The sequence below is a fragment of the Tumebacillus permanentifrigoris genome (genome assembly GCF_003148565.1).
GTDB classification, from domain to species: domain Bacteria; phylum Bacillota; class Bacilli; order Tumebacillales; family Tumebacillaceae; genus Tumebacillus; species Tumebacillus permanentifrigoris.
Window position 1 is genome coordinate 181,673 of record NZ_QGGL01000008.1, and the last position, 20,395, is coordinate 202,067.

General features: G+C 55.6%; 22 protein-coding genes and 1 riboswitch. Of the genes, 17 read left to right on the forward strand and 5 right to left on the reverse strand.

Translation table 11 applies throughout. The features are described from left to right. The first annotated feature begins 19 nt into the window (after nt 1–19). From C7459_RS10940 to C7459_RS10955, 4 genes are all read left to right on the forward strand, one after another. Nucleotides 20–220, forward strand: a complete 201-nt coding sequence (locus C7459_RS10940; RefSeq protein WP_109689162.1) for a hypothetical protein — start codon at nt 20–22, stop codon at nt 218–220. Between the two features lie 103 nt (nt 221–323). Then, nucleotides 324–1,748 carry a cardiolipin synthase gene (gene cls, locus C7459_RS10945; protein ID WP_109689242.1) on the forward strand — a complete coding sequence of 475 codons (1,425 nt, stop codon included), beginning with the start codon at nt 324–326 and terminating at the stop codon, nt 1,746–1,748. 96 nt (nt 1,749–1,844) lie between these two features. Beyond that, the gene (locus C7459_RS10950; RefSeq protein WP_109689164.1) at nt 1,845–2,948 is read left to right on the forward strand and encodes a DUF4397 domain-containing protein; all 1,104 of its coding nucleotides are present in this window, start codon (nt 1,845–1,847) and stop codon (nt 2,946–2,948) included. A 123-nt stretch (nt 2,949–3,071) separates the two neighbouring features. Beyond that, nucleotides 3,072–3,938: an aldo/keto reductase gene (locus tag C7459_RS10955; protein ID WP_109689166.1), complete on the forward strand. Its 867-nt coding sequence runs from the start codon at nt 3,072–3,074 to the stop codon at nt 3,936–3,938. Between the two features lie 50 nt (nt 3,939–3,988). Here C7459_RS10955 and C7459_RS10960 read toward each other — a convergent pair whose 3' ends face one another. Further along, nucleotides 3,989–4,438: a YlbF/YmcA family competence regulator gene (locus C7459_RS10960; protein ID WP_109689168.1), complete on the reverse strand. Its 450-nt coding sequence runs from the start codon at nt 4,436–4,438 to the stop codon at nt 3,989–3,991. An 85-nt stretch (nt 4,439–4,523) separates the two neighbouring features. Here C7459_RS10960 and C7459_RS10965 point away from each other — a divergent pair, with 85 nt between their 5' ends. Then, nucleotides 4,524–4,775, forward strand: a complete 252-nt coding sequence (locus tag C7459_RS10965; protein ID WP_109689170.1) for a hypothetical protein — start codon at nt 4,524–4,526, stop codon at nt 4,773–4,775. A 151-nt stretch (nt 4,776–4,926) separates the two neighbouring features. Here C7459_RS10965 and C7459_RS10970 read toward each other — a convergent pair whose 3' ends face one another. Next, nucleotides 4,927–5,223: a transposase gene (locus tag C7459_RS10970; protein WP_109689172.1), complete on the reverse strand. Its 297-nt coding sequence runs from the start codon at nt 5,221–5,223 to the stop codon at nt 4,927–4,929. Nucleotides 5,224–5,314: 91 nt separating this feature from the next. On the opposite strand from C7459_RS10970, the gene C7459_RS10975 reads away from it, so the two are divergent. From C7459_RS10975 to C7459_RS10995, 5 genes are all read left to right on the forward strand, one after another. Then, nucleotides 5,315–5,575 carry a glutaredoxin family protein gene (locus C7459_RS10975; protein ID WP_109689174.1) on the forward strand — a complete coding sequence of 87 codons (261 nt, stop codon included), beginning with the start codon at nt 5,315–5,317 and terminating at the stop codon, nt 5,573–5,575. 53 nt (nt 5,576–5,628) lie between these two features. After that, the gene (uvsE, locus tag C7459_RS10980) at nt 5,629–6,576 is read left to right on the forward strand and encodes a UV DNA damage repair endonuclease UvsE (RefSeq protein ID WP_109689176.1); all 948 of its coding nucleotides are present in this window, start codon (nt 5,629–5,631) and stop codon (nt 6,574–6,576) included. A 115-nt stretch (nt 6,577–6,691) separates the two neighbouring features. Continuing rightward, nucleotides 6,692–6,800, forward strand: a riboswitch (TPP riboswitch). A 128-nt stretch (nt 6,801–6,928) separates the two neighbouring features. Next, nucleotides 6,929–7,516 carry an ECF transporter S component gene (locus C7459_RS10985; RefSeq protein WP_170119418.1) on the forward strand — a complete coding sequence of 196 codons (588 nt, stop codon included), beginning with the start codon at nt 6,929–6,931 and terminating at the stop codon, nt 7,514–7,516. After that, a complete protein-coding gene (locus tag C7459_RS10990) occupies nt 7,517–9,256 on the forward strand; it encodes an ABC transporter ATP-binding protein (protein ID WP_281272768.1) in 1,740 nt (579 codons plus the stop codon). Beyond that, nucleotides 9,249–10,040 carry an energy-coupling factor transporter transmembrane component T family protein gene (locus C7459_RS10995; RefSeq protein WP_170119419.1) on the forward strand — a complete coding sequence of 264 codons (792 nt, stop codon included), beginning with the start codon at nt 9,249–9,251 and terminating at the stop codon, nt 10,038–10,040. Before C7459_RS10990 ends, C7459_RS10995 begins: the two co-directional genes overlap by 8 nt. Nucleotides 10,041–10,073: 33 nt before the next feature. Here C7459_RS10995 and C7459_RS11000 read toward each other — a convergent pair whose 3' ends face one another. The 3 genes from C7459_RS11000 to C7459_RS11010 all read right to left on the reverse strand — a co-directional run bounded on the left by C7459_RS11000 (nt 10,074) and on the right by C7459_RS11010 (nt 12,321). Continuing rightward, nucleotides 10,074–10,850 (reverse strand): formate/nitrite transporter family protein, encoded by a 777-nt coding sequence (locus C7459_RS11000; RefSeq protein WP_109689182.1) that lies wholly within the window; start codon nt 10,848–10,850, stop codon nt 10,074–10,076. A gap of 138 nt (nt 10,851–10,988) precedes the next feature. Then, nucleotides 10,989–11,594 (reverse strand): superoxide dismutase, encoded by a 606-nt coding sequence (locus C7459_RS11005; protein WP_109689185.1) that lies wholly within the window; start codon nt 11,592–11,594, stop codon nt 10,989–10,991. 136 nt (nt 11,595–11,730) lie between these two features. Continuing rightward, on the reverse strand, nt 11,731–12,321 hold the full coding sequence (locus tag C7459_RS11010; protein WP_109689187.1) for a TetR/AcrR family transcriptional regulator: 591 nt from the start codon (nt 12,319–12,321) through the stop codon (nt 11,731–11,733). 173 nt (nt 12,322–12,494) lie between these two features. Between C7459_RS11010 and C7459_RS11015 the strand changes: the two genes are divergently transcribed. The 7 genes from C7459_RS11015 to C7459_RS11045 all read left to right on the forward strand — a co-directional run bounded on the left by C7459_RS11015 (nt 12,495) and on the right by C7459_RS11045 (nt 20,392). Further along, nucleotides 12,495–13,796 (forward strand): phytoene desaturase family protein, encoded by a 1,302-nt coding sequence (locus tag C7459_RS11015; protein WP_109689188.1) that lies wholly within the window; start codon nt 12,495–12,497, stop codon nt 13,794–13,796. A 205-nt stretch (nt 13,797–14,001) separates the two neighbouring features. Continuing rightward, nucleotides 14,002–14,961, forward strand: coding sequence for a tRNA modification radical SAM protein MnmL/YtqA (gene mnmL, locus C7459_RS11020; protein ID WP_109689189.1), 960 nt, complete (start codon nt 14,002–14,004; stop codon nt 14,959–14,961). Between the two features lie 121 nt (nt 14,962–15,082). Next, entirely contained in the window at nt 15,083–15,628 is a 546-nt protein-coding gene (locus C7459_RS11025) for an RNA polymerase sigma factor (protein WP_109689190.1), read from the forward strand. Next, nucleotides 15,628–16,338: a hypothetical protein gene (locus C7459_RS11030; protein ID WP_109689191.1), complete on the forward strand. Its 711-nt coding sequence runs from the start codon at nt 15,628–15,630 to the stop codon at nt 16,336–16,338. The genes C7459_RS11025 and C7459_RS11030 overlap by 1 nt, the downstream gene beginning before the upstream one ends. A gap of 87 nt (nt 16,339–16,425) precedes the next feature. Continuing rightward, nucleotides 16,426–16,899, forward strand: coding sequence for a cupredoxin domain-containing protein (locus C7459_RS11035; RefSeq protein WP_245884499.1), 474 nt, complete (start codon nt 16,426–16,428; stop codon nt 16,897–16,899). Nucleotides 16,900–17,020: 121 nt separating this feature from the next. Beyond that, nucleotides 17,021–17,908 (forward strand): EamA family transporter RarD, encoded by an 888-nt coding sequence (gene rarD, locus C7459_RS11040; RefSeq protein WP_109689192.1) that lies wholly within the window; start codon nt 17,021–17,023, stop codon nt 17,906–17,908. A gap of 180 nt (nt 17,909–18,088) precedes the next feature. After that, nucleotides 18,089–20,392: a putative bifunctional diguanylate cyclase/phosphodiesterase gene (locus C7459_RS11045; protein ID WP_109689193.1), complete on the forward strand. Its 2,304-nt coding sequence runs from the start codon at nt 18,089–18,091 to the stop codon at nt 20,390–20,392. Nucleotides 20,393–20,395: the final 3 nt, after the last annotated feature.

Consider the following 20,395-nt stretch of genomic DNA (forward strand, 5'->3'; position numbering starts at 1 on the left):
CAAAAAGGGGGGGCCGAGCATGGTTGATAGCGTTCAAGGGGCAGCGCCGATTCACAATTGGAAGGTCAAGTATGTCCAGCATGATTTCTATACGCACAGTCAATTGCGCAACGGCACACAGGTTGTGCGTCATGAAAAAGTAGAGCGCATCGTCACGGCATCACCAGCTACGGAGAAAAGCCACGCGGTGCGTGGGCAACAGATCGACATCTATGCCTAAATCCAGAATCGCCTCCTAACATGGAGGCGATTTTTTTCGCGCATACTATGTGGTACACAACAACGAGCGCTGGGAAAGGGTGGTGTTCCGTATCGTTTGGTCGGTGACAATCCTCACGTTGCTAGGAGCAATCGTCTTGGCGTTAGTGGGAACCGTCATTTTTTTGGAGAACCGCAACCCGGAGAAGACGGTGGCATGGTTGATCATCCTGATGGTGTTGCCTGTCATCGGGTTCCTGTTATATTTAGTATTCGGACGTAACGCACGCAAGCGCAAACTGTTTCACCACAAGCACATCGAGGACAGTGCGCTCAAACAGCTCATAGATGAACAGACCCAAAAGCTCACGGAAGCGGAACTTTTGCAGGGGGGAGCAGATCGGCAGCATCGCTTGGTGCGTTTGCTGTTGAAATGTGCGTATGCCCCGTTGACCACCAACAACCATGTCAAGGTTTTGACCGATGGACCGAGCAAGTTTGAGGAATTGTTTCACGCGTTGGAGCGAGCGAAGCACCACATCCACTTCGAGTACTACATTTTCAAAAACGATGAGATCGGCCGTGATATCCAGCGGCTGTTGATCTCCAAGGCGCGCCAAGGTGTGGAAGTGCGCGTGTTGATCGACGGGCTGGGCAGCCGGGTGATCTCGAAGGACTTCCTCGAGGAACTGTCGAGTGGCGGGGTGCAGGTGGAGTTTTTTTTTCCGGTCAAGTTTCCGTTCATCACGAGCAAGCTGAACTTCCGCAACCACCGCAAGATCGTGGTGATCGACGGGCGCGTCGGGTTCCTCGGCGGGATGAACATCGGGGACGAGTACCTGTCCCGCAAGCGCGAGATCGGATTTTGGCGCGATACGCATCTGGTGCTGGAGGGCGAGTGTGTACACCGGATGCAGACGATTTTTTTGAATGACTGGTACTTTATCACCCGTGAGCGGATTGAAGATCGCAGCTACTACCCGCCCTTGCCGGAGCTTGGCAAGGTATTCTCGCAGATCGTGGCGAGCGGGCCTGATTCGGATTGGGAATCGATTCGGCAGGTGTATTTTACCGCACTGGCGACGGCGCGAAACAAAGTCTACATCGAGACCCCGTACTTCATCCCTGACGAGAGCATCTCGATGGCGTTAAAGACCGCCTCGCTCAGTGGGTTGGATGTGCGGTTGATCGTGCAAGGCATTCCTGAGTATCAATTGACGTATTGGGCATCGCGGTCGTACTTTGAGGAATTGCTTCAGGCGGGTGTGAAAATTTACAAGTATCAAAAAGGGATTCTACATGCCAAGGTGATCGTGATCGACGACGAGATCGGGATCGTCGGATCGGCCAATATGGACATCAGAAGCTTTCAATTGAATTTCGAGGCGAGTGCGTTGGTCTATGACCGCAAGTTCGTCGCGCGGTTGCAGGAGGACTTCACGCAGGATTTGGAGGACTCGGCGTTGGTGACGTTGGCGGAGTACAGGTCGCGACCGTTGTCCGATCGTTTCAAAGAGTCGGGGGCGCGGCTGTTGTCACCGTTGCTGTAAATTTTGTCAGATCGATAGGCACGACAGCTTGGGCGTTCTAATACCTTGAAAGAGGAAAGCCGACATGGCGCCAGTTTCAAGGAGGAGGTCCGGGCATTGAAAGAACGTGATCAGGCTGCCTATCGTGCGGTGGCCGAAGAAGTAGCAAAGTTGGCATCGTTGGTGCAGGACAGTCATCAGCATCAACAGGAGTTTCTCACCGAAGCCTATCGATTGCTCCAAGCGCAGTCTCGCGAGGTGGAAGACCTACGAAACCGCGCCGTTTCAACAGAAGCGATCCTCGCTAAACTCGATGAGATCGGCAAGTATCTGGTCGGGCTCTCGAAGTATGTGACGATCAACGTGCAGAAAATCGAAGAGACCGAAACGCAAGCGGACGTCCAAGCCTATGAATCAAAACCAGGGCTGGTACCAGGCGGGCCGGGGATGACGCCGAACCCGCAGTTGGAACCGAGCACACAGCTACAGCCGAACACCCAGCTACAACCGAACACATCGCAGCTACTGCCGGACGTCGAAGCGGTGCCTGCGTCGGAGGGGCCGATGGGGGATATCCCGATCTCGGAGGGGTTGGAGCAAGACGCCGTCCCTGTGCTGAAACCACTCCACCCGCCAACTCACGAACCGCGGGCGAACATCCGATTTCTGCACGCGTCACCGGATGCAGGTCATGTAGATATCTACGTAGACGGCAAAAAATTTGCCAGCGATGTCGCGTTTGAAGGGGTCACGCCCTACCTCCCGATCCCCCCCGGTCGTCGGCGCATCCAAGTCTTCCCGGCGCGCAAGTCTGCGGGAGCCTTGGTCGATACAGTTGCTCAACTGCAACCCACCGGGCATTATACAGTCGCGGTGGCAGGCTTCCTGCGCAACATCCGCTCCGTCGTGATCGAGGATCACCAAAAAGGCGCGCGACCGGGCTTTGCACGCGCCAAGATCGTCCACCTCTCGCCAAACGCACCAGCGGTCGATGTGACCCTGCCGAGCGGCAAGATCTTGATCGGGCACTTGATCTTCAAGCAAAAGTCGCCTTACTTCCAAGTCACCCCCGGCGTTCGCGATCTGCAACTGCGCGTCGCTGGCAAACCGGATATCGCCCTGCGCGTTCCGTCGATTCGCTTCGACCCGAACGTGACATATACCCTGTACGTTGTCGGAACGGCAGGCCAACTCAGCACGTTGCTGCTGCCGGAAGCCTGATCTCGTGAAAAAAGACCAAGTTCGCAGCGGGCGTGCTTGGTCTTTTTTGTGTGAAGAGGGCAACCTAGTGAGGTAGCGAACTTGGTTTTTAGATGAATGGATGAGCTTGGAGGGAGATTCGGAATGATCAGACAACCGTTCGGACGCACGGGCTGGGACGTACCGCTGTTGAGTTTTGGCGCGCAACGCATCGTGGATGAGCACCATTGCACGGAGGAGGAAGGCATCCAGATCGTCCAGACAGCGTTGGAACGCGGCATCACCTACTTTGACACCGCCCCAAGTTATTCGGATGGGCAATCGGAGTATCGCCTCGGTCTCGCCTTGCAAGGGGGTCGTCGGGATCGAGCGCACATCGCGACCAAAACGCACGACCGTACCCGCGATGGTTCCTTGAAGCTGTTGGAGGGCAGTTTGCAGCGACTACAGACTGACCATGTCGAGGAATGGCGACTGCACAACATCGTGACGGTGGAGGAGCTGGACGCGATTTTTGCCAAAGGTGGGGCGATGGAAGCCCTACAGGAGATGCAAGCCCAAGGTGTGGTCAAGAAACTCAGCATCAGTGGACACACCAACCCGCAAGTGCTGGTCGAGGCGTTGCGCCGCTTTGATTTCGACAGTGCGTTGGTCGCCCTCTCTGCGCTCGACCACCATATCTATTCGTTCGCTCACGAGTTCTTGCCGTTGGCGCGCGAGAAGGGGGTGGCGGTGGTCGGCATGAAAGTGATGGCACTCGGCAAACTGGCGCAGTGGTATGAAAAAGCGCTGCGTTACACGCTCACGCTCCCGATCGCCACGACGATTGTCGGGATGGAAACGATGGAACAACTGGAGCGCAACCTATCTGTCGCGGAGCACTTCACGCCGATGGATGAACTCGAACGCCTCGAATTCTGGAAGGAGATCATGCACCTCGCGATCCCGGAGACCCTCCCGTGGAAAGCGGAGCAGTGGGGTGGCGATCAGTGGTACAGACGCAACGCCTAGTAAAAAAAGGCCCCAGCGATAGTCGCTGGAGCCTTTTCTGATCAGGTCGTCTATCTGCCGCAACCGCCAGCCGAACCGCAGCTGCCACAACCGCCGCCGGAGGAACTGGCGCTCGGGTCTTCGCTTTTCTCAACCGGGACATCTGGGGCAATCGTGTTGACGATGGTTTGCAGGACGCCTTGGACGATGTCGTTGACTTCCTCCTGCGCTTCCTTGAACTCATCGATCAGCGGGATCTGCGCGATCCGCTCCAGCACATCGTCGTACTCTTGCTTCGCCTTGTCAGACTTCGGGTGTTCGTACCCATGACGCAGCGAGGTTTGGGAGTAGGCGTTGCGTTTCGCCCGCACGACGAACATCAGCGCTTGTGCGTCCGCGTGGCGGTTGATTTTATCTTCAGCTTGGCGGAAGCGTTGCATCTCTTCCGACTGGGTCAGCATGTGTGCGAGGTGTAGGGCTTTATCTAAAATATGGCTTCGTTGATCCACAGCAGCATTCATTGCGTTTCAACCTCCTTATCCTTCTATTGTACCTGAAAATCGGGTAGATTAGAGGGAGTTCCAAAAAGTTTGGAGGGGAAATATTTTGGCGAGATTGGAAATCGAACTTCGCGCGTATGCCACCGAACTGGCCATACACGTTCCCGGAGGTTATTCGGCGGAGGATTTCTATGACTTCCTACGCAACCTATACAACGCCTCCGTCCGCCACCACGGGGAAGAGACGGTGGAGCAGATGAGCGATGAGACGGTGTTGAAAGTTCTCAAATCACAGGTGCGCGAACTCATACAATTGAAGCGAATTGGTAAGTTGCTGGTAAGGCGCGATCGGATCTAGATTTGTGATGATTCCTATGCTATACTGAACTCAATGAGCCGACATGATTTACTATGCGGAGTTCGCACTTGCAGTAGGGTTGTGGAACCCTAAGTGACGAACAGGACGAAAGCGGGCCGATCGTTTCGACGATCGTGCCCGCTTTTTATTTTTATATGCGTTTTGCCTGCCACGTGCGACTGGTCGCGACCAGCAGGCGGTAGACGCTGTACACGCCGATGTAGCCGGTGGTCACGAGAAACAGCGGGTCCATGAAGATCTCGTGGACATGTGTGGTGAATTCGGTGCTTTCCTGCTTGATTTCCAACACGGCGAGTCCGGCTGCGATGTTGGCGAGCAGCACGGACAGCGCGGCGATCAGGTCAAAAACGGCGGCCAAGGGCCTATGCCGTAGGACAAACATACAGATGGGCACCAAAATCGTCCCGAGGATCAACACCAATTGCACCGGCACCGCCTCCTGCTTCACAGCTTGGTGTGAGTAGGTTTTGCTAGGGGCGGGGCAGTTATGTATAGTGAGAGGGAAGGAGTGGAGACACATGCAACCTTATCACATCACCCTCTTCACCAAGGACGGCTGCACGCTCTGTGTGAAGGCGAAAACGATCTTGGATCGGTTGAGCCTTTTTTACCCGCTGGTGGTGGAGGAATTCGACATTACGACCGATGACGCGATCGATGCGAAGTATTGGGACAAGATCCCCGTGCTGCACGTGGACGGTGCAGAGGCGTTTGTTTCGAAGATTTCGGAGCATTGGCTGCGGCGGTACTTCGAGGAACACAAAGCAGGAAAGATGTAGTACATATAGTCACCACGCGACGATGGAACACTGTGGTTGCGAGGTGATTTTTTATGGAAGTGCGAATTGGCTATGTCTCGATTGCGCTGGCGATCTTCAACAACACGCCGAGTTCTACATTCACGTACAAGCTGTTTCAACAACGCCCCTACGACGAGGCGATGGCGCGGGCGATTGCGGTTGGACGCAAGAACTTGATCGCGACGCAACGCATCCTCTACTTCAATGCCGCGCACGGGATCAAGCTCCACCGCTTGAGTTCGTCGCTGGTTCCGCTGGCCACCCATCCCGATGTGGGCATCGATGTGCGGGCCACTTACGCCGAGGAATTGAAGGCACTCGGTGACTTCGCCAAGCAACACGACATGCGCTTGACGATGCATCCCAACCAATTCACACTGCTCAATGGAGCAGACCACGTCACAGCAGCCGCGTTGAAGGACTTGGCGTACCATACCGACCTGCTCGATGGCATGGGGCTGGACGAGCAGCACAAAGTCAACATCCACATCGGTGGTGCCTACGGGGACAAGGCAAAAGCGGTGCAAAAACTCTACGAAAACTTCCCGCAAGTGCCGGACAACGTGCGCAAACGGCTGACGTTTGAAAATGACGACAAGACCTACACTGTGACAGAAACCCTCGCAGCCTGTGAAAAAATCGGCCAGCCGATGATGCTCGACATCCACCACGATTGGTGCAACCCAAGCGACTCAACTCCGATCGAACTCCTGCCGCGCATCCACGCGACTTGGGGCCACACACCGATGAAAATCCACGTCTCCTCACCCAAGGACGTAAGCGACTTCCGCGCACACAGCGAGTTTATCGACCCAGAACGCTTGCTGATGTTCCTGAAAGCTTGCAAAGCGGCGGGACTGCCGCGCATCGATGTGATGGTCGAAGCCAAGCAAAAAGACTTCGCCTGCCTGAAACTCGCAGCAGACCTCGGAAAAGTTCGGGGCATCAAGCGGGTGGATGGGGCTGTATTGGAAATGTAGGGATCTCCTGCCAGTTGTAGCAGGAGATTTTGGCGGTCGTGCGTTCAGCATCAATTGACCCTTTACAAACAGTTTGTCCCAAGACTACAATAGGGGAGTACAAAAACTGAATATGAGCAGTTGCTAGGGGTGCCGTACATAGGCTGAGAAGCGTTTGCAATAGCGCTAACCCTCTTGACTCGATCCTGGGTAATACCGGCGTGAGGAAGTGACATTGACTGCGACAGACGTGTGCCTTTTTGTGGGACGGGTTTGTCGAAACGTGTCTATATCATCTCCTGCCGGGCGACCGGGAGGAGATTTTTTGATGCAACCGACTCGTCAGTTTGAACTGACCAAAGGGGGAGTAGACATGAAGACTAGTCGTGTCGTGAACTTCAGAGAAATCATGATCACCGTGATCCTCTCGATGATTTGTGGGGTTGCGTATTTTGGATGGGGCTTTTTCTACAACGTGTTGGATGCCGCGTTGCCGTCCTCGACGGAATTGATCTACGGACTGTGGTTCGTGGCTTCGATCATCACCGCGTATATCGTTCAGAAACCGGGCGTGGCGATGCTGTCCGAAGTGGCCGCTGCGTTTGTCGAGATGATTTTTGGCGGGCAATGGGGTCTGAGCACGTTGGTGTTCGGCTTGATCCAAGGCGCTGCAGCTGAACTTATTTTCGCGGGTTTCCGCTATCGTTCCTTTCACTTGGGTGTTGTGGTGCTGGCCGGTATGGCATCGGCAGCCGCAAGTATTCCGATCGACTACTACCAAGGCTACATCGGCGATCTGACCACCGGCATGCTGGTGCTCAAAATCGTGCTACGCCTGCTCTCGGGTGCAATCCTTGCAGGTGTGCTCGGCAAAGTGGTCGGCGATCTGCTGGCAAAAACGGGCGTGCTGAACTCCTATCTGTTGGTCCGTAGCAAGTCGGACCGCAAACCTGCTTTTTAAGTGAATACGTTGACATCCAAGACACCCTTTCTCGCAAGTGAAGGGGTGTCTGTCCAATTTTTTGACCGTGATACGCCCGTGTTGCGGGAGATGAATGTAGAGATTGCCAAAAACGAAGCTGTGCTGTTGCTAGGTCCTAGCGGGTCGGGCAAGAGCACGCTGTTGCAAGTGTTGTCAGGCATCATCCCGCGCTCGATTGAAGCGTGGTTCAAAGGGACGGTGATCCGACCGGAGCGCGTCGGCGTGATGTTCCAAGACCCGGATGCGCAGTTTTGCATGCTGACGGTGGAGGACGAGATTGCGTTCTCGTTGGAAAACCGCTTGGTGCCGCGGGCACAGATGCGCGGGATCATCGAGCAAGTGATGCGCGATGTGCGGCTCGAGGTGCCGTTGACGACGCCGATCCGCGAATTGTCTGGCGGATTGAAGCAGCGGTTGGCGTTGGCATGTCTGCTGGCGTTGGAGCCGGAGGTGTTGTTCGTCGATGAGCCGACCGCACAGCTCGACCCGCTGAACACACAACTGGTCATCGAAGATCTGCGCCGCTTGAAAGGGCAGAAAACGCTGGTGATGATCGAACACAAGCTCGACGGTGTCGTCGAGTGGGTCGATCGCGTGTTGCTTTTCAACGCCACGGGGCAGTTGGTGGCGCAAGGGAACCCGCGTGAGATTTTGCGCGACCATGCCCAGATGATCCGCGAGTATGGCATCTGGCAGCCGAAGCTCTGGCCTGTGACCTGGGACGAGATGTTGGCGACGGTGAAGCACCCGCTGGCCGATCGCTTGGAGCATCAACTGGCGGTACAAGCGAATTCCATAGGTGCAACGCTGGCATCGGACGGCAAACTTCTGGAGCAGACCCAGTCCGATCCGCATGTCTCCAAGGCACCGATCTTGGAGGTTCGCGAGGCGAGCCTGCGTTACAAAAACGGCCATGTCGTCTGGCAAGGGCTCAACGTGAGCGTACAACCAGGCGAGTGGGTGGCGATTCTCGGACCGAATGGGGCGGGCAAGAGCACGTTTTTAAAACTGGTCGGTGGCTTGATTGAGCCGACCAAAGGGCAGGTGCAGGTGAAGGGCAAGACCCTCAGTCGTTATCGGACGCCGGAGTTGTATGACACGGTCGGGTTTGTTTTTCAGAATCCGGAGCATCAGTTCATCGCGGACACGGTGTTTGAGGAGGTTGCATTTGGCGGCAAAGTCGCGGGGTGGGCACAGGAGCGCATCGAGCAAGAGAGCGTGCAACTGCTGACCGACTTCCGCCTGCTCGACCTGCGGGACAAAAACCCGTTCACGCTCTCCCAAGGGCAGAAGCGCCGCTTGAGTGTCGCGGGAATGCTTTTGAAACGGCAGGAAGTGTTGCTGCTCGACGAGCCGACATTTGGCCAAGATGCGGCGACGACAGCGGAACTGCTCCAGCGCATGCAAGAGCGCAACGAGGCTGGCACGACGATCCTGATGGCGACACATGACGTGGAATTGGTGGCGGAATACGCCACGCGAGTTCTGGTCATCGGTGAAGGGAAGCTCCTCTACGATGGCAGACCACATGCGTTGTTCCAACAACCGGATTTGTTGCAACGAGCCTCGCTGACAGCACCGCTGGCCTATGAGTACCAACTTCGCAGACGAGAGCAGGCAGCGAAAGACCAAGGTGGACACGATTCCGCTAAGCATGAGGAACCAGCCCTTGTCGGACGCAATTCCTCCGAGCAAAAGGAGGGAGATCTCCGTGTCTGATCTTTACACGGCGGGTCAAGTGCCCTCGTCCTATGCATCAAGCCTCGTCGTTCGCGTCAATCCGTCTGTCAAACTGGGGTTGCACTTGCTGTGCATGCTGGTCTTCATCTTTGTCCACGACCCCGTCACTTCCTGTGGCTTGATGCTGATCCCGATGGTGCTGGCGCTGACCGCCGCACGCATCCCGGTCTGGACGTTTGTGAAACGGATGGCTCCCTTTCTGCTGTTGTTCATCTCGACGACGTGGATTCTCTCCGCATACGGCAAGGGGGAGACGGTGCTCTGGCACGGCGGTTGGGTCACGATCACGCAGGAAGGCTTGGTCAAAGGCTTGAATATCGGCCTGCGCATGCTCGGATTCGTCGCCTATGGAGCGTTGTTCGCGATGACCACGGAAGTGACATTGCTCGCCCTCAGTCTGATGCAACAGTGCAAACTCCCGCCAAAGTTCGGCTATGCGCTGCTGGCAGGCTTCCGCTTCCTCCCGATGTTCAAGGAGGAGTACGAGCAGATCAAATCGGCGCATCGTGTGCGAGGTGTCGCCCGCGTACCCGGTCTGCGCGGCAAATTGGAGACGTTCACGCGCTACACGATTCCACTGCTCGCCCAAGGCATCCGCAAAGCCGAACGCGTCGCGATCGCCCTTGAAGCGCGCGGGTTTGACGGCACGCATAACCGCACGTTTTACCGCGAACTGCGAGTGGGCGCGAACGACGCGATCTACTTCAGTCTGTTACTCAGCCTGCATCTCCTCGTCTACCTCGTGCTCACCAAGTTCATATAAAAAAAGAGCGGCAACTTGCCCGCTCTTTTTTTCTTACTTCTGGTTAGGTTTCAGATAAGCGACATAATAGATGCAGGCGACAAAAAGCGAACCGCCCACGGTGTTGCCGAGAAAGACCGGAACGAAATTACGGAAATAATCAAACCAAGTGAAATGACCTGCGAAGATCGCAGCTGGGATGACGAACATGTTGGCGATCAGATTCTGAAACCCGATGGCGACGAAGGCCATGATCGGGAACCAGACGCCGAGAATCTTGCCGCCTACGCTCTGTGCAGAGATGGCAAGCCAGACCGCCATCCCGACCAACCAGTTGCATCCGATCGCCGATACGAACGACTTGATGAACGTATCGTCGAGCTTCGCCTGGGCGTTGGCGATCGTTTGGGTTAAAAAAGGCCCCGTCTCGGTCAAGCCGACGACGTGTCCAAACATATAAGCTACGAAGATGGCGCCGATAAAATTCATCACGGTGATCCAAATGTAGTTGGTGATGATCTTGCCCACCGAGATTCTGCGGGCGAGTCCTGCGATCATCACGGTGATCATGTTGCCGGTGACCAGTTCACCGCCGCCGACGGTGATCATGATCAGCCCGACCGGAAAAACAGCAGCACCTAAAAAGCTAGCCAAGGAACCCCATTCCTTGGGCAGGTTGCCGGTGACGCGGATGTCCAGCAAAAACCCGAACGCGATGAATGCGCCGCCCAAAAACCCGAGGACAATCAGCGTCGAGGCTGGGAGATTGGCCTTGCGCACTCCGGCCTCTACAGCCAGTTCGGCAACTTTCTGTGGCGTGTGAAACGACATGGGAAGCCCCCCTTTATTTTCGATTGCTTCTAGTAGGCGTCCATGGTGTGAGAATTGTTCGAACAAAAAAACCCCTCACGCCAGACCTGTGTGCTGTCTGATGTGAGGGGTTTTTTTGTTTGTATAGGTCAGGCCGAATTACTTCGCTGCTGCGAAACGCTTTGCAACTTCGTCCCAGTTGACAACGTTGAAGAACGCGTTCATGTAGTCCGGGCGTTTGTTTTGGTACTTCAGGTAGTACGCGTGCTCCCAAACGTCCATGCCGAGGATCGGAGTCTTGCCTTCCATCAGCGGGGAATCTTGGTTCGGGGTGGAGGTGACCGCGAGTTTGCCGCCGTCAACGATCAGCCACGCCCAGCCGGAACCGAAGCGGGTTGCGCCTGCCTTGGTGAACTCAGCTTTGAAGTTGTCGAAGGAACCGAACGCGGAATTGATCGCGTCTGCCAGTTCGCCCTTCAGTTCGGAACCGCCCGGGCTCATGACTTCCCAGAACAGGGTGTGGTTCGCATGGCCGCCGCCGTTGTTGCGAACCGCGCCACGGATGCCTTCCGGAAGTGCGTTCAGGTCAGCGATCAGGTCTTCGATGGATTTCTCAGCGAGCTCCGGGTGTGCTTCAAGAGCTGCGTTGAGGTTGTTGACGTAAGCTGCGTGGTGGCGATCGTGGTGGATCTCCATCGTCAGTGCGTCGATATGCGGTTCGAGTGCGTCAAATGCGTACGGAAGTGCCGGAAGTTGATGTGCCATTTTCCTTGTTGCCTCCTATGTACTTGCTAGTTTTTATACATACATATATCATAACTTACTTAGGTGGGATGCACAAGAAGTTTTTGCCTCTCCCTGCACTAGGATACTCGCCTAAAACTCCGTTCATACATTGAAACTACTGGTTCAGCCCGTTGAAGAGATAATGAATTTTGGTCTGGAAAATCTCCTCGATCGGCCACTGCCCCTCGGCAAGCACCCAGTCGTTGACGGCGTGCAGGTAGATATTCTCGATCATGTTGCCGGCGATGATCGGGTCGATCGATTCTTGCAACTGCCTCAGTTCTTGCCCGACTTCGAGGATGTCGCCAAACAGGTTGCGCAGCGACAACTTGTCACCGCTCTGGAGCATGGCGGACGGGGTGCCGAGGGAAGACTTGACGAGTACGCGTACCAAGGGCAAATTTTCCCGATTGGTGGACATCGCGATCTCGAAGACCTTCATGATTTTCTGCTCACAGCTATAGGCGGGGACATCCCATTCGCTCCGGCGCTCGATGACTTCCTCCAGCGAATCCTGACCCCAGTGTGCGAGGATCGCTTCCTTGGTCGGGAAGTGCAGGAACACCGTCCCGCGCGCGACGTCCGCTTGTTCCGCGATGCTGTCGATCGTGGTCGCTTCAAATCCCCGCTCTTGAAACAAATTCATCGCGGCAGAAAAAATCTTCGTGCGCGTCTCTTGCTTTTTGCGTTCGCGCCTTGTTTGCATACGATGACCTCCTGCTCTCCATAAGTAGCTACCTGTATTTTACTAAAAAATAGGGCTGGACACACGGGTCGATGTACCCTTATTATAAATGTACTGAGTCCAGAATGTACTAAGTCCATTAATGATATAGGTCACTTCAATTGTGACCAATTGACAAACGGAGGTCAAGTACCATGAAAAAGCGAGCGGTTGTGATCGGCGGAGGGTTGGCGGGCCTGAGTGTCGCTGCGAGGTTGGCGAAAAGCGGTCTGCACGTAAAACTGCTGGAGAAAGCACCGAAGCTCGGAGGGCGTGCGGTGACGATTCCGTTGAAGGGCTTCAACTTCAATTTCGGAGCGCACGCGATCTACACACGCGACTCGTCCTACATTCGCAAATTGGAGAAGGAACTGGGCATCACGGTCGACTGGGTCGATTTTGACCCGAAAAAAGCTCGCTACGACCTCGGCGACGAACTGACCGAGATGCCAGCCACGCTGGAAGGCCTGTACAAGACCAAGATCCTCTCCGCCACCTCGTCCAAGGCGGCATTTGCGATTGAAATCATGAAAACGGTCTGCCTCTTGGAACGCGGAGAGGAGGGTGTGACGATCGGAGAGTGGATGAAGCGCTCGAACAAGTCGCCGGAGATCCAACAATTGATGCTCCTGCTGGCTTCCTCGAACTTTTTCACCCAAGAGCCGGAGCGCATCCCGTCCACGGTGTTTTTCAAATACTACCAACGCATGTTCAAAACCTCGAAGGCGGTTGCCTACATCGCTGGTGGGTGGGAAAGTCTCGTCCAAGAACTGGAGCGCGTGATCGTCGAGAGCGGCTCGGAGATCATGACCAAGACCAAGATCGAGCGCGTGCTGTTCGAAGGCAACAAAGTGGTGGGCGTCGAGACATCCGATGGGTTGATCGAGGGGGACGAGTTTGTGTTCGCCTGCCCGCCCAAGGAACTGGGCAAGATCTTCGAAGGCACACCGCTCGCCCATCCGATCGCGCCGTACTTGCTACAACGCCCGAACACTGTGCTGGTCTACGACATCGGGTTGAAAAAGCGCATTGATACGCCCTATACCTACATCTATGACAAGCAGTCCAAAGTCTTCCTGACCGACATCTCGCACTACGACCCGGCCTGCATCCCAGAGGGTGGGCAATTGATTCAGGCGATCGCCTATCTGAAGTCGGAGGAAGTCGGTGACCGCGAGCACGCACAAAAGCGCAAGGATGCGATCCAAGCGCTGTTCGACAAGCACGTGCCCGGGTGGCGCGACGAACTGGTGGCTCAGCGGTACACGGAGCGGGCCGCCGCGCAGGAGATCAAGGTCGAGGACGACCAAAAGCTGATGCCGGTGCAGTTCCACTCCTGTGCCAATGCGGCATTTGCAGGTGACTGGGTGCAAGGCGTTGGGCAACTTTCGGAGCTCAGCTTCTCATCTGGCTGGGAGGCGGGCAATCGCTTGCTGCACCGCGTGACGCTCTACTAAATAGAGGAACAGACGCAAAAACACCCTCCGCTGACTGTGTACGGAGGGTGTTTTTTTGCCCTAGCGCTTGCTTCATGACCCGCTGCTTGTGCTGTATCATATGTCTAGGAGCCGTGGATGGTCACGGAGGTTGCGGGTGGAATCGAGATTTTTTCTAGGAAATAGGCTACAATAAAGCGATGATGAACAGGAAAGGAGTCACAGCATGACTCACACAGATACAACGCGCACTCCGCTCCTCTGGGGTGACAAGCGCTATCATACGTGGAATACACATCTGCGCGGGATCTTTGGGGAGAAGATCTTCAAAGTTCCGCTCGATGCAGGCTTTAGCTGTCCGAACCGCGACGGTGTCGTGGCAACCGGGGGCTGTACATTTTGCTCAGCACGAGGATCGGGTGACTTCGCCGGCGATCGCCGCGATGATCTGGTCACCCAGTTCAACGATGTGGTGGAGCGGATGCACAAAAAGTGGCCCAAGGCGAAGTACTTGGGGTATTTTCAGGCGTACACCAACACCTATGCCCCAGTCGAGACGTTGCGTTCCTACTACGAGACGATCTTGGCGCAACGGGATGTGGTCGGGTTGTCGATCGCGACCCGCCCCGATTGTTTGCCGGACGATGTGGTGGAATACTTGGCCGATGTAAACCAGCGCACCTACCTGTGGCTGGAGCTTGGGTTGCAGACGATGCATGAATCGACGGCGGAGACGATCAACCGTGCGCATGATTTCCAGACCTACCTCGATGCGGTGGACAGACTGCGCAAGCACGACATCCGCGTCTGTTCGCACATCATCCTCGGGTTGCCAGGGGAAACAGACGAGATGATGATGGACACGGCACGGGCGGTGGCGAAAATGGATGTGCAGGGGATCAAGATCCACCTGTTGCACCTGTTGAAGTACACGCCGATGGTCAAGCAGTGGGAGGAAGGCATGGTCGAGTTCATCGACCAAGATCGCTACATCAACTTGGTTTGCGACATGTTGGAGATCCTGCCGCCCGAGATGGTGATCCACCGGCTGACGGGCGATGGCCCGCCGGATACGCTGATCGGACCGCTGTGGAGTTTGGACAAGTGGTCGGTGCTCAACGGCATCGACGCCGAGATGAAGCGCCGCGACTCGTGGCAAGGCAAGTTTTACGAGCCGCAGGAGTAGCCAAAAGAGAACCCTTGGGAAACCCGAGGGTTCTCTTTTTCAATGAAGAATTTGTAACAGATCGCGCACTTCTGCCGACTAACAGGTACAGAGCAGAACGAGACAGGAAGCGGGTGAGTTGATGGTCGAACACGATCTAGACGAGTGGTACCGGACCTACCACCGGGATGTATTTGCCTACATCGGGTATCAAGTGCGCAGTCGCCAAGATGCGGAGGACATCGCGCAGGAGGTGTTCGTCCGCGTGTTGCTCGGCGTCGAGCGGTTCCAAGGGCTGTCCTCGCCCAAGACGTGGATCTTGACGATCGCTCGGCGCACGGTGGTCGATTGGTATCGCAAAAAACGTTTGATGAATCTGTTCTCGCTGAGCAACGTCTTGGACGTGGCAAGCGAGGAACAAACGCCCTACGAGTCGGTGGAACGACAGGCGAAGGAGGCGGCGTTGCGCGAATCCCTGCGCGGGTTGAAGCAAGACATGCGCGACGTCGTCATCCTGCGCATGATGCAGGAGTTCTCGACCGAAGAGACGGCCGCGATCCTCGGCTGGAGTTCTGCCAAGACGCGCACCACGTTGCACCGAGCGATGAAAAAACTGCACCAACAGCTAGGTGCAGACTCGTTATTTGAAGAACTGGCACAAGCGGCCGAGGAAGGAGTGAGATCCTGATGAGCGACCCGCAATGGAACCACTTGCCTGACGAACTCAAAGCGCTTGGCCAAAAACCACCGGAGACGCCACAGAACCCGGTGGAATTCAAGGAACGCGTCCTGCGCGAGTACGAACGCCGCACCCGCTTCCATCTGCGCGCTCGTTGGATGCGCCGAGCGATGACCGCCGTGACCGTCTGTGCCGCTATGCTGGTGGGTGTCCTCGTGGCCAAGCCAGCGGATCGGGAGGCACTCCCGCCCAGTTCCTCATCGTCCAATCAACCCCAGACGTTCGCCGGCAACAGCCCCTTCATCGCCAACCCCGAAAGCAAGACGATGGCGAAGCAAGATGCGCGTGCGCCGCAGTTGGACGAGGCCGTCGTCTACGATGCGCTCAATCAACAAGACCTGCTGGGCGCAACGCTGCGGTTCCTCACACCTAGCGAGGCACAGGATTGGTTGCAAACGACCGCCGCGGTCCCCTCCGACAAATGGATCGACCCGGCGCGGGAAGTCGGGTATTACCTGCTCAACGGCAGTGTCCGATCGGTCACGTTCGGGGAGGGCAACGACTTGCAGGTTGAGGTCAGCGAGGACGTAGGTCATCTGCAAGTGTTGCGGATTCCCTACACGCGGTTGGCGGAGCTGTCCGGGAAACAGGTCACGCTGCACGTGTTTGACGAAGGGGGTCAGCCTGTGATCCCCACGCAGACTGTACAGGTTCCATAAGTAGGGATAGGCAGGCAACACAAGGGGACACTAAGGACACATGCGTTTTTCCTACAAACGGACTGTTTCCCCAAGGAGGACTCTGCGATGCAAGACTCGTATCCCCGCTACCGTCGTTGGTTGTTCGGCTTGACGATTGTGATGTTTGCAGCGGCGCTGACCGCTCCGAACCACGTGCAAGCAGAGACGCACACGTACACGACCAAAGCGCACATCACCGACAAAAATGTGGAGCCGCATCAGGAATACTGGATCGTCACCAACGAGATCAAGTCACCGGCCAAAGACAATGTGCAAGAGTTAGAAGTTTACCGATGGGACCCTGGATTTCTCGTCGTACAAAAAGGCAAGCCGGTCACACTGCATTTCTACGGTGTCAAAGGCAAGGCGCATCCGTTTGAGATCCGCGGTCTCGGTGTGAAGGGCAATGTGGAGAAGGGGAAAGTCACGTCCGTCACCTTCACGCCCAAGGAAGTCGGCACGTTCCCGATCATCTGCCTCACCCACGCCACCATCGAACAAAACGGGCCGATGGTCGGCTATTTGAAAGTACAGGAGTAGCAAAAAGAGACTCGTACCGCTGCGGCGGTCGAGTCTTTTTTTGTGATATACTCTTTCCATAATATTTTGTGATTCGAAATACTTCTTGGTGATTCGAAATACTTCAAAGTGGGAGGCAACAATGAAAAAAGGGCTATGGTACTCGGTCGCAGCCTATGGAATGTGGGGGCTGTTACCCCTTTATTGGAAGGTGTTCCAAGACATTGGGGCTTGGGAGATTTTGTCCCACCGCATCATCTGGTCGGTCGTGTTCGTCCTCCTGTTGGTCACGGTGACCAAGCGCTGGAAGGCGTTGACGCAGGCAGTTCCCGACGCGAAAAGCAAACGGTCTGTCATCATCGCCTCGCTGTTGATCTCGCTTAATTGGTTGATCTACATCTGGGCTGTCAACAACAACCACATGGTCGAGGCGAGTCTCGGGTATTACATCAACCCGCTGATGAACGTGTTCTTGGGCGTGTTTCTCCTGCAGGAGCGACTCTCAAAACTGCAAGGGAGTGCGATCGCACTGGCAGCGCTCGGGGTCCTGATCTTGACGATTTCCTATGGACAGTTCCCGTGGGTGTCGCTCTCCTTGGCGACTTCCTTCGCGCTGTACGGCTTCACCAAGAAAAAAGCGAACCTCGACACCATCGTCGGATTGTCGCTGGAGACGCTGATCGTCTTGCCTTTCGCCTTGATCTATCTCGTCTTATTTGCACAGGGTGGCGAGGCCCCGCAGCTTTTGTCCGGTTGGCGATGGCTGCTCCTCTCGGTCGCAGGTGTTGCCACGGCTTTGCCGCTGTTGTTTTTTGCAGAAGGGGTCAAGCGATTGCCGCTCTCGATCATGGGGTTCGTGCAATATCTCTCCCCGACGATCACGCTGTTTCTGGGCGTGTTGTTGTACCATGAGAGTTTTTCGACCATCGAGTTTCTCTCGTTTGGGATGATCTGGAGCGCGTTGGTTCTGTACATGATCCAGGTCACGCGGAATTCACAACGCAGCATGCCGAGTCCAAAGGTGAAGTAACGACCACCAAATCTTACGAATGTGCTGGAAGGGTACTAGACGAGGCGGAACACCCATGATAATCTACGGTTGTAGAGATATTGTAATTCTTAAAATTCATGAAATCTACACAACAGATAGAACTTATACGGGGCAAGTGGTGTTCTTGATTTGTTAGTCAACCAAAAGGAGTTCTCCAGCATGAAAGACATCAATTGGTATACGGCTTCGTTGTTTGCTGTGGGGCTTACTGCGTTTTTTGGGTATTTGGCGTACTTTCAACCGGAACATTTCACCTTGTTCGTGGTGTTGACGGTCCTCATCGTGGTGCTGGATTCCTTCCCGCTGTCGTTGCCGAGTGGGTTGTCGTACAGTTGCGGTTGTATCGGGTATCTCTATCTCGTGATGAACTACGGGATGGGTGCCGTCGTGTTTCCGTTGTTGGTCGGGTCGTTGGTGCCGTTTCTAAAAGTAGCGGGGATGTCGCTGCGCAACGTGAAATGGTTTCGCTACTTCGCCAATGTCGGGATGTACGTCCTCAGTTTGATCGTCGCGTATGCTACGTATCAGTACACGGAGGGGCTGTACCCGGTGTTTCGGGCGCTGCTCAGTGTGCTTGCCTATGAGTGGATCTCTGCGATGATCTATGCGGGCATCTTCTATACGGTCTACAGGAAGCCGCTCCGGTCGGCGATCACCAAGCGTTTGCAAGAATTGACGTTGCCGATCTTGGTGTCGAGCATCATCTTTGCACGGTTGTTGTTGATCGGGACGAACCCGCGCAATGAACTGATCATCGAACTGGTCTACACAGTGGCCTTTGTCCTGCTGATCCTGTTTTTCTCATCGGCCTATCTGAAAAAAATCTCCGACCGCGAGCAACTCATCGAGGAGAGTTCGAAGCGGTACAACACGTTGCTTCAACACAGTCAGGACTTGATTTTCACGCTCGATGCCGAGGGGGTTGTCAACTCTGGCAATGAGGCGTTCTACGCGAGCGAACAGGCTCCACTGGTCGACGATGCACATGTCCGACAAGCGTTGCAAGGACTGCCCCAGAGTTTTGAATCGAAACTGCGGTCGGGGGAGGGCGAAGCGCGGGACGTCGAGGTGATCTATACGCCGAACTTCGTCGATGGACAAGTCGTCGGGGTGTTCGGCATTGCGAAGGACATCACGGAGCGCAAAGCGTCGGAAGCGTTGATCTACCAGATGGCGTATTACGATAGCTTGACCAACCTGCCGAACCGACGATCCTTTCAGGAGCAATCTGAATCCATGTTGCAACGGGCCGCGGCGCAAGGCACCGAACTGGCGATCTTCATGGTCGATCTCGACAATTTCAAGTACATCAATGACACGCTCGGGCATGATGCGGGCGACCAGTTGCTTGAGAAAGTCGCGGACAAGATCTCTACGTATATCGGTTCGCTGGGCATGGTGGCACGGATGGGCGGAGATGAGTTTACGATTCTACTGCCCGATCTGGCAGCCGTCGAGTGCTTGTCGGCGTTCGCCAATGGGTTGGTGCAGGAGTTGAGCCTGCCTGTGGATGTGAGTGGCGTCCCATTTCGGGTGACGGCGAGTGTGGGGATCTCCAAGTTCCCGGAGAACGGTGCGACCGTGGAGAGCTTGTTGAAGTTTGCAGATACCGCGATGTATTCCAGCAAAAAGCGTGGCAAAAACACCTACCATCTGTTCTCGAAAACGGAGAGTTTGAACCGGCAGTTTGAGATCGGGATGGAGATGTCGGGGGCGTTGGAACGCGAGGAATTTGCGGTGTATTACCAACCGCAGATCAATTCGCTCGGCGGACATGTGGAGTCCTTGGAAGCGCTCGTGCGTTGGGCGCATCCGACGAAGGGTCTGATCTCTCCGGTCGACTTCATTCCGGTGGCGGAGGAGACGGGATTCATCGTCGATCTGGGCGAATGGGTCCTGCGCCGCGCCTGCCAGCAAGCGAAGTTGTGGCAGCAGGAAGGCAAGAATGTAAAGGTCTCCGTCAACCTCTCCAGCCGCCAGTTGCAGGAGGCGAACCTCGTGCAACGGGTGAAAAGCGTGCTGGAGGAGACCGAACTTCCGCCACGGCTGCTGAAGCTGGAGGTCACGGAGAGCGTGATCATCAACGACTTGGTCGCCTCTGTGCAGTTATTGAAGGGACTCTCCGACATGGGGGTTGTCATCGAGATCGACGACTTCGGGACCGGGTACTCCTCGCTGAGCTACTTGACGCAATTGCCCGTCAGCGCGATCAAGCTGGATCGGACGTTTACGGCGGAGATCGTGTCGGATGAGCGGCAACGCAAAGTCGTGGAGTCGGTGGTGAAGTTAGCGCATGCCTTGGGGATGAGCGTGGTTGCCGAGGGCGTGGATTCTGTGGAGAAGCTGAAGATCCTCGAACAAAAGGGATGCGACAGCTTCCAAGGGTATTTGTTCAGCAAGCCGCTGCCGGCGAACCAATTGCCGGAGGTTATGAATCAGTTGCAAAGGAAAGAGACCTGCTGAGGA

Bases quoted from the DNA above. Each gene is read 5' to 3' on its own strand.
- C7459_RS10940 (WP_109689162.1), top strand. From the start codon at position 20: ATGGTTGATAGCGTTCAAGGGGCAGCGCCGATTCACAATTGGAAGGTC.
- C7459_RS11015 (WP_109689188.1), top strand. From the start codon at position 12,495: ATGAAAAAGCGAGCGGTTGTGATCGGCGGAGGGTTGGCGGGCCTGAGT.
- C7459_RS10955 (WP_109689166.1), top strand. From the start codon at position 3,072: ATGATCAGACAACCGTTCGGACGCACGGGCTGGGACGTACCGCTGTTG.
- mnmL (WP_109689189.1), top strand. From the start codon at position 14,002: ATGACTCACACAGATACAACGCGCACTCCGCTCCTCTGGGGTGACAAG.
- C7459_RS11000 (WP_109689182.1), bottom strand. From the start codon at position 10,850: ATGTCGTTTCACACGCCACAGAAAGTTGCCGAACTGGCTGTAGAGGCC.
- uvsE (WP_109689176.1), top strand. From the start codon at position 5,629: ATGGAAGTGCGAATTGGCTATGTCTCGATTGCGCTGGCGATCTTCAAC.
- C7459_RS10975 (WP_109689174.1), top strand. From the start codon at position 5,315: ATGCAACCTTATCACATCACCCTCTTCACCAAGGACGGCTGCACGCTC.
- C7459_RS11010 (WP_109689187.1), bottom strand. From the start codon at position 12,321: ATGCAAACAAGGCGCGAACGCAAAAAGCAAGAGACGCGCACGAAGATT.
- C7459_RS11035 (WP_245884499.1), top strand. From the start codon at position 16,426: ATGCAAGACTCGTATCCCCGCTACCGTCGTTGGTTGTTCGGCTTGACG.
- C7459_RS10985 (WP_170119418.1), top strand. From the start codon at position 6,929: ATGAAGACTAGTCGTGTCGTGAACTTCAGAGAAATCATGATCACCGTG.
- C7459_RS11025 (WP_109689190.1), top strand. From the start codon at position 15,083: ATGGTCGAACACGATCTAGACGAGTGGTACCGGACCTACCACCGGGAT.
- rarD (WP_109689192.1), top strand. From the start codon at position 17,021: ATGAAAAAAGGGCTATGGTACTCGGTCGCAGCCTATGGAATGTGGGGG.
- C7459_RS10960 (WP_109689168.1), bottom strand. From the start codon at position 4,438: ATGAATGCTGCTGTGGATCAACGAAGCCATATTTTAGATAAAGCCCTA.
- C7459_RS11030 (WP_109689191.1), top strand. From the start codon at position 15,628: ATGAGCGACCCGCAATGGAACCACTTGCCTGACGAACTCAAAGCGCTT.
- C7459_RS11005 (WP_109689185.1), bottom strand. From the start codon at position 11,594: ATGGCACATCAACTTCCGGCACTTCCGTACGCATTTGACGCACTCGAA.
- C7459_RS11045 (WP_109689193.1), top strand. From the start codon at position 18,089: ATGAAAGACATCAATTGGTATACGGCTTCGTTGTTTGCTGTGGGGCTT.